The organism is Rhodopirellula sp. JB055, assembly GCF_043100905.1.
Taxonomy (GTDB): domain Bacteria; phylum Planctomycetota; class Planctomycetia; order Pirellulales; family Pirellulaceae; genus Rhodopirellula.
The window spans coordinates 1-13,333 of sequence record NZ_JBICHO010000199.1 but is presented as its reverse complement, the minus strand read 5'-3'; the positions used below and the strand labels follow the sequence as shown (position 1 = coordinate 13,333).

10 protein-coding genes are annotated in these 13,333 nt (G+C 55.9%); 4 read left to right on the top strand and 6 right to left on the bottom strand.

Annotation, left to right across the window (positions count from 1 at the left end):
* Positions 1–71: 71 nt before the first annotated feature.
* From ACF8AM_RS08130 to ACF8AM_RS08120, 3 genes are read right to left on the bottom strand one after another with little or no spacing between them, the layout of a single operon-like run.
* Positions 72–629 (bottom strand): carboxypeptidase regulatory-like domain-containing protein, encoded by a 558-nt coding sequence (locus ACF8AM_RS08130; protein WP_392555154.1) that lies wholly within the window; start codon positions 627–629, stop codon positions 72–74.
* Complete coding sequence (locus tag ACF8AM_RS08125; protein WP_392555153.1) at positions 626–1,057, bottom strand: carboxypeptidase regulatory-like domain-containing protein; 432 nt, start codon at positions 1,055–1,057, stop codon at positions 626–628. Before ACF8AM_RS08125 ends, ACF8AM_RS08130 begins: the two co-directional genes overlap by 4 nt.
* 53 nt (positions 1,058–1,110) lie before the next feature.
* Positions 1,111–2,175 (bottom strand): DUF1559 domain-containing protein, encoded by a 1,065-nt coding sequence (locus tag ACF8AM_RS08120; protein ID WP_392555152.1) that lies wholly within the window; start codon positions 2,173–2,175, stop codon positions 1,111–1,113.
* A gap of 511 nt (positions 2,176–2,686) precedes the next feature.
* Between ACF8AM_RS08120 and ACF8AM_RS08115 the strand changes: the two genes are divergently transcribed.
* Positions 2,687–2,923, top strand: coding sequence for a hypothetical protein (locus ACF8AM_RS08115; protein ID WP_392555151.1), 237 nt, complete (start codon positions 2,687–2,689; stop codon positions 2,921–2,923).
* Positions 2,924–3,220: 297 nt separating this feature from the next.
* Here the strand turns inward: ACF8AM_RS08115 and ACF8AM_RS08110 are convergent, their stop codons facing one another.
* The 3 genes from ACF8AM_RS08110 to ACF8AM_RS08100 all read right to left on the bottom strand — a co-directional run bounded on the left by ACF8AM_RS08110 (position 3,221) and on the right by ACF8AM_RS08100 (position 9,033).
* Positions 3,221–4,495 carry a DUF1559 domain-containing protein gene (locus ACF8AM_RS08110; RefSeq protein ID WP_392555150.1) on the bottom strand — a complete coding sequence of 425 codons (1,275 nt, stop codon included), beginning with the start codon at positions 4,493–4,495 and terminating at the stop codon, positions 3,221–3,223.
* A 720-nt stretch (positions 4,496–5,215) separates the two neighbouring features.
* Positions 5,216–6,517 (bottom strand): DUF1552 domain-containing protein, encoded by a 1,302-nt coding sequence (locus ACF8AM_RS08105; RefSeq protein WP_392555149.1) that lies wholly within the window; start codon positions 6,515–6,517, stop codon positions 5,216–5,218.
* Positions 6,518–6,564: 47 nt separating this feature from the next.
* Entirely contained in the window at positions 6,565–9,033 is a 2,469-nt protein-coding gene (locus tag ACF8AM_RS08100; protein ID WP_392555148.1) for a DUF1592 domain-containing protein, read from the bottom strand.
* A gap of 284 nt (positions 9,034–9,317) precedes the next feature.
* Between ACF8AM_RS08100 and ACF8AM_RS08095 the strand changes: the two genes are divergently transcribed.
* The 3 genes from ACF8AM_RS08095 to ACF8AM_RS08085 all read left to right on the top strand — a co-directional run.
* Positions 9,318–10,523, top strand: a complete 1,206-nt coding sequence (locus ACF8AM_RS08095; protein WP_392555147.1) for an MraY family glycosyltransferase — start codon at positions 9,318–9,320, stop codon at positions 10,521–10,523.
* Positions 10,502–12,067 (top strand): O-antigen ligase family protein, encoded by a 1,566-nt coding sequence (locus ACF8AM_RS08090; RefSeq protein ID WP_392555146.1) that lies wholly within the window; start codon positions 10,502–10,504, stop codon positions 12,065–12,067. Before ACF8AM_RS08095 ends, ACF8AM_RS08090 begins: the two co-directional genes overlap by 22 nt.
* A partial coding sequence (locus ACF8AM_RS08085) for a beta-propeller domain-containing protein (RefSeq protein ID WP_392555145.1) occupies positions 12,064–13,333 on the top strand: 1,270 nt, incomplete at its 3' end. The genes ACF8AM_RS08090 and ACF8AM_RS08085, both read left to right, overlap by 4 nt.

Below are 13,333 nucleotides of genomic sequence, written 5' to 3'. Positions count from 1 at the left end.
CGGGACTCGTTGCCTCGTCCACTACCAGATGTTGCATTTTGTCATTCGACGTACCGAGTCAATCCCTGTACTCATTCGGTCGTGGTCGCTTCCACCATGGTTTGAATCACCGTGGCTTCTTTCGGTTCCGTGTTGTCGGCGTTGGGGGCCGGTTCCACGAAGGTTCTCACTTCGGTTCCTGCGTTGGGCACTGATGGCTGTTCAGGAGCAGGCGGTGGCGTGATGAGGTTGAACTCAAAGTGGTTGGAACCTCGTGCCACCGTCACTTGCAGCGGATCGAGCACCGCCCCATAGGGAATGGAGGGGCGTTCGATCGTCAGCATTTCTGCTGGGGAGATGTCGCTCGCCAATTTGCCAGGCGTCATCTCGTATCGCATTGTGTGATCGCCAATTTTGGCTCCAGGAACATTGGCGAGATAAATGGCCTCAAAGTGCCCGCTGTCGTTCGTGAAGGCGAGCGAGGGTCGCCCGCCTGATACAGGGTGAAACTCGAGCGCTAAGTTGGGGACCGGCTGGCCGTTCTGAAAGACCGTGCCGGTCACCTTTCCTAGTTTGGACGAATCTTGCGATACGCAACCAAGCATTAGAAGCAGTCCCAACCCAATTGCACTTCGAAGGAACCAACTCATCCAGCCACGAACTCAAAATTGATTTCGTTGCTGCCGTCCACCACTTCCACTTCGGTCGGTTCCAGTTTGCCTTTGCCGCCCATGTCGGGTTTCTTCGACGTGGGGATGAACTCCGAGTCGGCACTGGCTGGCATCGGAGCGGCTGGGCCGTTGACCTCGTAGCGGATGGTGTGCTTGCCAATCAGTGCACCATCTGTTTGCGATGTGAACTTGGCGGTGTACTTCCCCTCCGCGTCGGTGACGGCCATTGAAGGACGTCCGCCTTCCTCCGGAACAAACTCGAGTGCAACGCCTTCGACGGGTTTTCCGTCTTGAGTGATGACACCTGAGACTTCGCCGATTGGAGGCAGGTCAGGTCCACATCCTGTTACCAAGGTGAGAGCGGCAAGGGTTGCCGTTCCAGTTAAAAATCGCGAGAACGCGTTCATCGAGTTAAGTTCCTTCCAGAAGAGTTTTGCGTGAGGTCTTGATTGAGGGCGGTTTAGAATTCTTGGTCGTAGACGAAACGGTCATTGCGACCGTTCATCGCCATGAAGACGTCATCGAAGTCGATGCTGTCCGTGACGAAGCGGACTGAGCCATCACCCATGGTGAACATCGCACCGCCAACGTGGTTGGAGCGGAAGCCGTTGTGCAGGGTGTAACCATAAAGTTGGGTGTAGTTGCCGGAGTAGATGCTGTTGATGGGCCAACGTGGGACAGTGATGTTGGCGGTCCAACCCAACCAGCCGTGGAAGGCAGGTCCAGCGTTCCATGCACCACCAGCGTGGCTGCTTGGCCGGCTGTCGGAGCGAGTTCCGTCAGCGTGTGGCATTTCAGCGGAGTGTTCGCCGATGGCGATCGTTTGGCTGGTTCCGTCCAGGATGCTGGCGAACTTCGGGTTGCGGTACTTCGAGTTGTTGATGCCGATGATGCCAGCGTCTTGCATCCAGCCGTAGCCGGTCCAGACGTTCCGCGAACCGTCCGAACGCGAGCCAGGCTGCCAGCCGGATTCGCCTTGGCGAACGCCGGGGGTGTAGTAGTAGCCAGCAACGCCAACGTAGTCGACGATTTGTGTTTTGTAACTGTCAGGTGAACCGAACGCAGTTGTCAATGCATTGGCGTTGTTGTCGCGGTAGTTTTGCATGGGGTTCGATGGGCAGTTGAATCCAGGGACGATTGCGTCGTCCAGGATTTCCCAGTTCTGGTTCACACCGTCTTGGGTGCTGAAGTCAGTGCCGACGAAAGTCAGCTTGTCGTAGATTGCCGACTGTTCCATTTGCGGCAGGATCTGAACCAACCACGATGCACCACGGTTTGGGTTGCCCGATGCTTGGGCGCCAATGTTGGCGGGGAACATGTTGAAGGCACTGTGGTAGTTGTGAACTGCCAAGCCCAGTTGCTTCATGTTGTTGGAGCACTGCATCCGGCGAGCTGCTTCACGAGCCGATTGAACGGCGGGAAGAAGCAACCCGACCATCACGCCGATGATGGCGATGACGACGAGCAGCTCGACAAGGGTGAAGCCTGAACTTCTAGAAGAACGAAAAGAGAGAGGACGACGCATCGCTTGAGATTCCATTTGAATGTGCGAATGAATGTTGAAACGCTCGCGGTGCGGTCTGTGCGACCGAATGAGGCACCGTTGGCGTTGCACAGGAATAAGCAAGCAATAGGCCAAAGTTATCCCTTGGGTTTTGGGGGGATGCAGGAATTGCAGGGTGTTGCGTGGTCTAGGGTGGAAATGTCCGCCGAAAAGCCGATGAGGGGCAGGGAGGAATGGGTAGGGAATTTGAGCAGTTTTTCACGGAATCTGAACGGCTGGCTTCCCTGGGGAGAAGCGAACCGGTTCCAGGGAGTGGGGCTGTCTGACGCGGCTGCATGTTTGCTAGGCACGTCTGCCTAGAATCTGAGCGGTTGAGTTCGGAGGTGATTTCGGGTTGGATCTGCTTCTCCGCCGGGACGCAAATTGTTGTCCTGTCGGGCTCTTGTGTCGTAAAACGTTTTCGAAAACTAATGAAAGACTGTTTCGTTCCGACGGAATTCTTTGCCCGATGCGTGGTTGAAGTGGCGATGTGTTGACGAAGACACCTACGGTCCTCGATTGGAGGGCGGAAGATGCCCCTGCAGTGCGCGCCGAATGGGCAGGTTTTGACTGGCTGCGTTTTGCCAAAAAGCAGAAAAATGAAGTGGTTTTGTCTTGGGAGCGTGGAGGCCGTTTCATTTGTCGAGGCCGTGTATTAGCGGGTTTCAGCATTCAAAAACTGCACGACCTCCGTGTGGGAGGGAAGCCGAATGGTGGCATCGCCATCTGATGGGACTGCAAAAGAAAACGCTCCCCGGTGAGTGGGGAGCGTTTGGTTCGTCCTTCGAATCAAGGCTGGTTAGACGTTGGCGGGGCCCAGCGGGCCCTTGGCTTCTTCTGCGTCTCGCTGTTCTTTTGGGGTCGGTTCAACGACGCGGTTTTCGTCGCTGGAGCAACCCGTTGCGAGACCGAGGGAGCCTAAGAATAAGCAGCAAATGAAGCGGCGGAAAATTTTCGAAGTTAGCATTTGGGAGATTGGTGTGATTGGATTGAAAAATGAAATGGAGTGTCAGTGATTGGGGGTGGCTTAGAACTCGTCACCGATCACTTCACGGCTGGCACGCGTGCCAAGTGCACCCCAAAGTCCGTAAGGGCTGGCATTGCCAGGGGCACGAACGCCGGTCAACGGAGCAGTGCTGAAGGATCGGAAGTTGACCGTTCCAGCGGTTGAGTCGCCTGCTTCGATGCTGTCCGTGATGAACTTGACTGCTCCGTCGGCCATGACAACGTGACATCCACCAGGATGCTGGCTGCTAGGTGGGAACATACCTGGGTACAGGGTGTGTCCGACCCAGCATGTTTCGCGGTTCGGTGGCAAGATCGTTTGGAATCCAGTGTGGGCTGGGTAGAAGGTGGCCCAGGATGATCCGCGGAAGTGCAAACTGCTGGCTCCTTCGAGGGAGGGTGCCGTTCCGCCGTCTGCTCCGTTGGACCAGAATTGAGGGCGTTCAGGACTGATCCACTGCTTGCACAAGCTTGGGTTCCCTGGGACGCCGGACGAATCAGTGTTGCCACCGGCATTCAAAGCAGGCATCGTTCGCTTGTCGCGATCGCTCAATGATGTCGCGATTTCGCCAAGAGCAATGGTGTTGGAGAGGCCGTCGAGGATGTCGCGAAATTTATGAGTGTAGCGAAGGCCGAATGCTCCACGGTCGGTTCCTCGAGAAATCGTTCCATAAGTGTTGGAGATGTTGAAACTGTTGTCGTACGGTCCGTTGATTTGGAAGTGGTTGCTCGAGTCGCCGAGGTTGACGGCGTAGTTGGTTCGTGCCCGACCTGGTGTTCCGCTCTGGCCCGGATCGCTTGGGCAACGGAAGGAGACAATTTCCGTCATGTACGGAATGTAGGCGTCTCCGCTCCAGCTATAGGCAGGGGTTGGTCCCATGGCGGGAAACGGCAACGGAGCAGTGTCGGCTGGAGGACTCGCACCATCGATGTCGACATTCATGGGATTGCTGATTTGCTCCCAAAGTCCTTGTTGTTCGATGAAGGGGAGCATGCCAACGAAGGCCGACAGGCTTGCATTGTTGTACTGCCGTGAGCCATTGAAGATCCCAGCTCCGGTTTGAGTGGTCCCGGCACCTTGAGTTGGAAGTTGGTTGTAGGCGCTGTGATAGTTATGCATCGCCAATCCAAGCTGCTTCATGTTGTTTCCACAGCTCATCCGGCGAGCCGCCTCACGAGCAGCTTGAACGGCCGGAAGCAACAGTCCGACCAGCACGCCGATGATGGCGATCACCACAAGGAGTTCGACAAGAGTGAAGCCAGAGCGGCTTCGTTGAAGGACGGAGGAGTGAGTCATTGAGTGACATCCAATACTGAGAGTACGAAAAAATTCTGACATCTCCGCAGTCGTTTGGGTGACCGCTGGAGATGAAACTTATGGTGTCTCCCAATCGCAAGATGGGGGCCAAACGTGGGCTTCGTCTCCCGGAGCGGAGTGCGGTTTCTGAAGTACTTGGAATTTGTGGCGATCTATCTCCCCCAAATCTGTCTCGTGGGGCTTGGAACTCGTGACAGAGTTAGTGAATTCGCGTGAAGGAATTCCTGATTACGACAAATAATCTTGCTCGGACCGTCCTGACGACGTTTTTGCCAGCACCCCGAAAGATGGGACTGAAGGTTTGGGTGCATTAAGATTAGGCGGCGTTGCATCTTTTTAGGGCACGCGCTGCCACTTTCTTATTGCAGCTTCAATTCCCGTTGGGAGGGGCACGCTGAGCACACGCTGCTCCTTCTGAATGGCGAAAGACGCAGCTTTCGCCTCTCAAAGGGACGGAAAGTGATTCCGGACTTTTCTCTGCATGATTGGGCTATGGGGCGTTGGGTCACGCAAATGAAATCGGCTGAGATGCAGTTTGCCGCCAGGGGTGCCTGTGGGTTGCGCAGTTGGCTTGCTTGGACAGAGACCATCGAGGCAGGATGGTTCCCGGTGGAGGGGCTGGTCGCAGTTAAGAAAAGATGTCGTCTCTGAGACGACATCTGAACGCGAGCGAATGGATCATGAGAGAGAGCGATGGGCTCAGCCAGTGATGCCAAGTCCGGACATCGTGCCGGTGCTGGTCGCAAACTGATCGACTTCCAGTCCGTGCTGTTGCAGCAGCGAGACATAGAAGTTCGGAAGCGGATAATTGTTCTTGCGGTCAAACGCGAGATGCCCGCCGTGCTTGAACCCGCCTCCTGCGATCAGGACCGGCATGTTGCGGTTGTCGTGATTGGATGAGTTGCCAAGGTTACTGGTAAGGAACACGGTGGTGTCATCGAGCAGGTTGCCGTGCGAATCACCATGCTGACTGAGTCGGCGAAGGAAATCGCCCCACTGTCCGATCAGGGCTTCTTCAACCAAGGCGAGTTGTTCCAGTTTGGTTTCGTCGCGACCGTGGTGGCTGAGGGAGTGGTAACCTTCCTCGACGCCTTCGACGGGAACCACACCACCGCTGCCGGGAAGGTGCAGTGTGACGTAGCGCGTGGAATCCGTTTCCATCGCGAGGGAAACGACATCGCACATGGTTTTCATGCGGCCGATCAAGTCGTTTGGATTGCGGATGTCGACGGGCGCGGTGACGTCCACGGCTGGTTTGGGTAATTCGGCCCACTTTTGCGATTGTTGCATTCGTTGTTCGAGCTGACGCACACTGGTGAAGTAGGCGTCCAGTCGGTCACGGTCGCCGGTTCCCAAGTCGCGCTGTAGTGATTTCGCGTCTTCTGCGACGATGTCCATGATGCTGCGTCCTTGTCGCACCCGATCCGCTTGCTTCTTGCGTTCCTTCGGCGAGTTGTCCACGAACAGTTCGGCAAAGAGTTCAGCAGCCGAGGTGATCGGCGGAATCATCGCGCCGCTTTCGGTGTAACAGGGGCTGGTCGATCCTCCCGTGCTGCAGACCAGCGAAGGGAACCGCGTTTCGTGTCCTTTGTATTTGGCGAGGTATTGATCGATCGAGATCGTGTTGTTGACCGCGCCGGACGAGCCCATCGGTGTGGCAGTCAGAATGCTGGCTTCGGCACGGTGGCCTCCGTTGACGCCGGGGTGTGACGAGCCCGACACGACCGTCACTTTCTCTCGCAAGTCTTGCAAGGATTTCAGATAGCGAGAGGGTTGGTAGTTCTTGCCTTCGCCTTCGGGAACCAGGTTTTCGGGCAGCAGTCCAAGGCCCACTGTCATCGCAACAAACCGCTTGGCTCGGCCGGAACCTTGTTCGCTGTCACTGCCCGCAAGGGCGGGCTGCATGGCGGACAGGAACGGCAGTCCCATCGCGACACCGGATCCACGCAACAGGGTTCGGCGTTTGAGAGGGCTTCGTGAATGAAGGTTGCTGCGTTTCATGATGGATACTCGAAGGCGGGAAGTTGGGGAGGGAGGATTTGCCAGGATCACTTGGAAAGGAACAAATCGCTGTGGATGGCTTCGTCCAGTAGAGATCGGAAACCAAACTGTTTGTCTTGCGTGTTTGCAACCATCTCTTCAATCCGGTCACGATCGGCGAACTGAATGGTTTGGCCGGTGGCGTAGGTGGTGAAATGGGACGCCACATTGGCGGCCAGTTGTTCGTCGCGTTCAGCGATTAAGTCACGAAAAGCGACGAAGGACTCGAAAGCGGTACCGTCGGGCATCGTAAAACTGGGGTCAACATCGGCACCAGGTTTGTATGCGTTTCCACGTTTCTTCATGTAGCGTTCACGCCAGCGGCCACCGGCGTCGAAGTTTTCCAGTGCGAAGCCAGGCGGATCAATGTTTTTGTGACAGGCGGCACAGGACGCATCGGCTTGGTGTTTGGCCAGCAATTCGCGAATGGTTTTGGCACCTCGAATGTCGGGTTCCACGGCGGGAACATTTTCGGGTGGGGAGGGGATTTCGACTCCTAGGATCCGTTCCGAAACCCAAATGCCACGCAGCACGGGCGAGGTGTCGTTGCCGGCTGCGGTGACTTTGAGGATGGAGCCGTGGCTGAGCAGTCCACCGCGAGGCGACGCGGGATCGACGCGAACAAGTGACATTTGGTCGTCCAAGCCAGCCAGATCGGCTTCCGATTCGGTGAGGCCGTAATAACGCGCTAGTCGAGTGTTCAGGTAGGTGTAGTCGGCACCGACCAGTTCACGAACGGGACGGTCTTCGTCAAGAAGCCGCTGAAGGAAATGATGGGTTTCCTCCAACATCGCCGCTTGCACGGTCGGGTCGAAGTTGCGGAACAGGCGACGGTCTGGTTCCGTGAAATCGATGTCGGTCAGGTCCAGCCACTGATCGGAAAAGTCGATCAGGAAACGTTGGCCGCGACGTGTTTCCAGCAGACGATCGGTTTGGCGTTTGAGTTCCCCTGGGCGACGAAGAAGGCCTTCGTCTGCTGCGGCACGGAGTTCTTGATCGGGCATCGAACCGGTCAAGAAATAGCTTAGCCGGGAAGCGATCGCCCAATCATCCAAACGCCCTGACTCGTCGGCAAATTCGGTCAGGTAAAGGAAGCGTGGCGAGCAAAGGACGGCGCGGTAGCCAGCTCGCAAAGCGTCGATGAAGGAAGCACCGCTTTGGCGTTCTTCTTCGGCGAGTTGCAAGATGGGTTCGATGGTGGAGGCATCGATGGGGCGGCGGAAGGCAAGGTCAGCGAATCGAATGATCGCGGCTCGCAGTTCGTTGCGATCGCGTTTTTCATTGAACTTGTCGACGTTGACTTCGGACCGACCAAGCGAGCGGTTGTACCGGAGCGGGAGCGTCCCCAGCAATCGCTGACGAGTCGATTTCCGGTCGCCTGCGGGGTAGATGCGTTTCATTGCGAGCGCGTGCATTGCCACGCCGGGAAGGTCTTGGTCTTCCCCTTCGCCAAACCCGACCTGGCCACCTTGGAAACGTCCTAGTTTGAGCGTTCGGTCGGCGGGGCGGACTTCCAGCATGTGGCCTTTTGGCAGCCATGCTCGATAAGTCATCGTCTTGGGTTCAGGCTCGGCTTCGAAGCTGCCGATCCAGGACAGCAGTGGGGCACCCGAGTTGCATTCGCCGCTTCGTACGCTGCACCACACGCCGTGGTCTTTGGGCGGCTTCAACCCCGAGGCGGTCAAGGTGATTTCATACCAACCATCTTCGGGAACACGAGTTGATGAGATGCGGCCGTAGAAGATCAGCCCGGAAGACCAAATGACCGCCAAGCCTTTTCGCATTTCCGGATCGCGGTTGCGGCGGCCCTTGGGTTTGTTGGCAATCTTTTCGGGAGGCATGTCGATCGCCCATTCCGATGCGGGTTCCAATGCTTTGGCAAAGGCTGCGTCGAGGGCCTTGTCCACGACTTTCAAATGTGTGTTCAATTGAAAATGGGACATCGATTGTGCCGACGCCAAGTGGACGTATCCACCGACGCGTTGCTCGGGCGGCATCAAGTCGTCCAGCGGCAACTCCACCCGCAGCAGATCCTGCAAGGTGCGAGAGAGTTGTTCGTTGCTGAGTCGGCGGCCGCGAACGCGACCTTCGTCACGTTGTTGTTTGAGTTGGTAGGCTCTCACACGGTCTCGCAACGGTTCGATGAAATCACGGACCGTTTCGGGATCCAGTTCGATGTCTTCGGGCGGAGGCATCACGCCGTCCTCGACTCGGTCGTGAATCACGATCCAGCGTTTCAAGGAGGCAGGGTTGGTCAGATCTGGCGAGACGGCATGGATATCGAAACCGCCTTCACCGTCGGGGCCATCGTGGCAATCGATGCACTGAGCACGCAGGAATTCGACCGAATCGGGCGAGACGGCTTGATCGGTCTGCGAGGCCGGTTTGGCAGCGAATGCTGGAGATGCAGCAAGCATCAAGAGTCCGGCAAAACATGCCAGGCTTGCAGCCATCCGAAGGGGAAAGATCGATAGCATGAACGGGGCACGCGATGGAGGGAGGGGAGGAAGGCAGGACGTCGGGGACGCGGGAGAAAAGCCAGTTGGCTTGGGGCAAGCAGTGGGCTTTTCAGATCCGGGGGGACGCAGTCTTTGATTATAGCGAATGTTGGATTTGAAACGAGCGAATTTTAACGTTCCAATCGCCGAGGGGAGCAGGGATTCACGGCGAGGTGGGCGGTGGCGAACCATTTTGCTTTTTGGGCGTAGCAAGGTTTTGCTTTTCTCTAGTTTCACCCACCCTGGTATTTGCGCGAGATTTCATGTCGGCAACGATCGGACTCGTGCTCGTGGCCGCTGGTTTGGCGGCGTTTTTCAGTTGGTTGGTGCTGTTTCCGATCCGAAAATTTGCTGCTCAGCTTGGTTTGCTGGATCGTCCTGGTGGACACAGCAGCCACACCGTGCCGACGCCGCTCGGCGGTGGATTGGGGATTTACTTCGGAATCCTGGCGACGGTTGCTCTCGCGACGCTGGCCGCGGCGTTGTTGCATGATCCCGAGGCGGTACCCAGTTGGGTCGCTTCGATCCGGGATCTGACGTCGCCTGCGATCGTGCCGGCGGGATGGTGGGACGCCGCGATGTTGCACGCGCCCGGGGTTTGGTCTCGATGCGGCGACGTGTGGTGGTTGATTTTGGCCGGAACGATCTTGGTTGTTCTCGGTGTGGCGGACGATCGGTTTGGGTTGCCGGTTGGATTTCGTTTGGGCGTCCAATTCGGAATCGCGGCGGCGATCGTGTGGGGATTGAACATCGAGTTGTCGTTGTTCATCGACGGTGGTTGGCTGACCAAGTTGTTGTCGGTGGTTTGGATCGTCGCGGTGATCAACTCATTCAACATGCTCGACAACATGGACATGTTGTCATCCGGCGTGGCCGCGATCATTGCCGTTTCGATGGCACTGGTGATGCTGACCATTCCCGATCCTGGCACGGACCGCCCGCAGTTGCTGGTCGCGTCGCTGTTGTTGATTGTGGCCGGAGCGTTGATTGGGTTCTTGTTTCATAATCGTCCGCCCGCTCGGATTTTCATGGGGGATGGTGGCAGTTACTTGGTCGGGTTCTTGATCGCGGTCGGCATGTTGATGGCGACGTTTGCGGCGGGCGATTCCGGCGACGGGAACACTGCGGGGTGGGTGGGCAGTCGGCCTCACGCAGTTTTGGCCCCTTTGTGTGCCATGGCCGTTCCGCTGTATGACATGACGACGGTGATTTGGATCCGCATCCGACAAGGCCGCAGTCCGTTTCAAGGTGACCACAGTCATTTGTCTCACCGGTTGGTTGACTTGGGATTGTCACGGACGGGAGCGGTGGCGACCATTCATTTGATCACCGCGACATGTGGGCTCTCGGCGGTGTTGTTGACGCACGTTGGTGTGTGGCAATCGATCGCCGTTCTGGGCATCGTGATGTGTTTGTTGACCTTGGTCGGCATCTTGGAATCCACGCAGTGGCGGCGGCCGGACAAGTGAACCAGAAACGAAAGGCTGCCGCCAGAAAATCCGACTCGGTGCCGCGAGTGGTCGATCGTGACGCGCTCACTGAATCGAGCGGGACATCTTCAGAGTTGCCCGGACGTTTGCCATTGGCATCGGTTGGGGCGAATGGCGTGACGCCGGTCGTGTTGGCGGCATTTGCTTCGTTGATGTTGTGGGCGTTCTACCACCCTTCCGATTCGACGGATGTTGAGCAGGGAGGTGCCTTGGGGTGGTGTTTGTCGGCGCTATTGATCACGGCAACGGCGCTGTGGTTGCGTGTTGGATGGTCCGTTTTATTTCCTCAACGCGAACGTGGTTCAGAGGACCGAGCGGAGCGAAACCGCCAATGGCTGGTCGATGCAATCGTTTGTTTGTTGGCAGGTTGGATCGGGATTTCAACGCTCGCCCAATTGAATGGGGCGAGCGATTCCCTGGATGGAGTCTGGGCGATTGGAGGCAATTGGCGAGCGGCCAGCAATGAAGCTTGGGTGTGGATCGCTGGTGCGGTTTGGTTCGTGGTTTTGCGGCGTTGTTTGCGCGGTGGTGCGCAGCGATTTGCCTTGCTGGGATTGATCGTTGTCGGTGGCGTGATGCTGGCGACTCATGCGCTGCATCAAGTCCATGTTTCTCTGCCTCAAACGTTGCGGGAATACAATGCCGATCCAGATCGTGTGTTGGCAGAAGTGGGAATCAACGCACCTGCCGGCTCCAATGCCCGGATGATCTTTGAGAACCGTCTGCGAGACGGTGGGCCGACGGCGACGTTCGCTCTGGCCAATACCTTGGCTGGTTTGCTGGCGATGAGTTTGGTCGTCGTGATTGCCGTTTTGCTACCCGTGCTCGGGGAGGCTTTCCCCAAGTGGGGCTCGCGATTGCGGGTCGGGTGGGATCATGCGGGCGAGCAGTCTGAACACTTGAGGGCCGAGACCACGCAGGCTGGACAAACGCCGGGCCAGTCTGTGTTTGTGTTGGTGGGGTTGTTATTGATCGCGGCGGTACTGGGATTGGCTCTGATGGAAACGCAGAGTCGTGCGGGCGTGCTGTCGGTCTTGATTGTCAGCAGTTGCATGGTGATGGATTTCGCTTGGGCGACTTCGCGAGGAAGACGCTGGATGACGGCGTGTTCGTTCGCAATCGCGGCGGTGTTTGTCGCCTTGCCCTTGGCCGCTCGCGGCTGGTTCGGGACGGGCTGGATCGCCTCGTTGCCGGAATCGGTGCGTTATCGTTTTCAGTACTGGGAAGCGACTTGGCGAATGGTCGAGTTTTCTCCTTGGACCGGTGCCGGACCGGGGAATTACCAACAGGCCTACCATCGTTTTCGATCGCCGGAGTCGCACGAGATCATCGCGGACCCGCATCACTTTGTTTGCGAAACATTGGGTGCGGGCGGTTTCCCGGCAGGGATTCTGTTGGTCGCTTTGATGTTGGCGGGTGCTTGGTTGTTTTGGCGAACGCAAATCGCGACCAATGAAACACCGTCTGAGGCATTGATGGCATCGGGATCGTGTTCCGTGGTTTTTTTGAAAGTATCTGTGTGACTGTAGACTGGAATGCTGATGATAAAATCGTCATAGTGAAGGACGATAATCAGGAGATAATGCTTGAGGTCGGCAACAGAGCAGTTCTGAACAACGGGGCTGTTGAGTATCTCGATTGTAGTGTGCTGAGCAGGGACAGCCGTACATTTATCCCGCTGCGATATATATCTGAAAGCTTTGGGTATAGTGTCAGATGGGATGGAAAGACCAACAGCGTTCACATATCAAAGGAACCAGGGAGCATAACAGGTCAAGAGGAGGACACTTCTGTCCTTCCGACTGTCAACGACATTGAAAGCTTATATCAATTGCTCAGGTACAATGATAATATGTCTTATTATCTTAAGGATGATGATGTACGGATCACACCTGGCATTATAGATGAGGATGTACAGTATGAAGCCAACGGTGATGCATCGTATGACCGACCTGCAGGCAGTGCTTCAACTCAGGAATCGAACAAGTCGTCCGACTATTCAGGTACGAACAACCAGGTGGGGGGGATAGAAGAGGCGGATCTGATCAAAACAGATGGCAGATATCTGTACATTGTCCGTGACAGGGAGATTACTATTGCTAATGCGGACCCCGCTGACCTGAAGGTTATTTCAAAGGTGGACTGTGATTCGGGAGTTAGTGAAATATATATATATGAGGACAAACTGGTCATAATAAATGGGAATTCAAGATTTGAATACTTGCAGGGCAATGCAGGCGAGCGCTATATTTTAGACCTGCTGTTCAACGGAGCCTTTGTGAGAAGCACAAATGTAAAGGTATATGATATAGAGAACAGGGCAAAACCAGTCCTCATCAGCGATAATGATTATGAGGGGCGGTATCTTTCATCAAGGATGATAGACGATGATGTATATATAGTTGCAAATGCAGCGGTACAACTTAACGTAGGTTATTATGATGATGGTGAAGCAATGATCTTCGGTGCAGATAGCAGGGAAAGATTTCTTAAGGAGGTAAAGAGATACCCCGCCGATGAACTGGAAATGTATCTGGAGCTGACCGGCCTGAATAGTGCGGAGGAGCTGTATGATGCATGCAGGAACGTGTTTGAGATGAATGCCGCTCCTAAACATACGGACAATATCAAAGGCAAAACCACCGTGATCGATCTGAAGGACGTGTATTACTTCAAGGATATGATCCGCCCGAATTATATGATGACTATCGGCCTTGATCTGAACGGAGGCAATAAGGATATCAACGCATATCTGGGAAGCACAGGCGAGATGTATGTTTCAGCCGATC

Excerpts from the sequence above, each read along its gene's own strand:
- ACF8AM_RS08130 (WP_392555154.1), bottom strand. The coding sequence starts at position 629 with ATGAGTTGGTTCCTTCGAAGTGCAATTGGGTTGGGACTGCTTCTAATG.
- ACF8AM_RS08125 (WP_392555153.1), bottom strand. The coding sequence starts at position 1,057 with ATGAACGCGTTCTCGCGATTTTTAACTGGAACGGCAACCCTTGCCGCT.
- ACF8AM_RS08120 (WP_392555152.1), bottom strand. The coding sequence starts at position 2,175 with ATGCGTCGTCCTCTCTCTTTTCGTTCTTCTAGAAGTTCAGGCTTCACC.
- ACF8AM_RS08110 (WP_392555150.1), bottom strand. The coding sequence starts at position 4,495 with ATGACTCACTCCTCCGTCCTTCAACGAAGCCGCTCTGGCTTCACTCTT.
- ACF8AM_RS08105 (WP_392555149.1), bottom strand. The coding sequence starts at position 6,517 with ATGAAACGCAGCAACCTTCATTCACGAAGCCCTCTCAAACGCCGAACC.
- ACF8AM_RS08100 (WP_392555148.1), bottom strand. The coding sequence starts at position 9,033 with ATGCTATCGATCTTTCCCCTTCGGATGGCTGCAAGCCTGGCATGTTTT.
- ACF8AM_RS08095 (WP_392555147.1), top strand. The coding sequence starts at position 9,318 with ATGTCGGCAACGATCGGACTCGTGCTCGTGGCCGCTGGTTTGGCGGCG.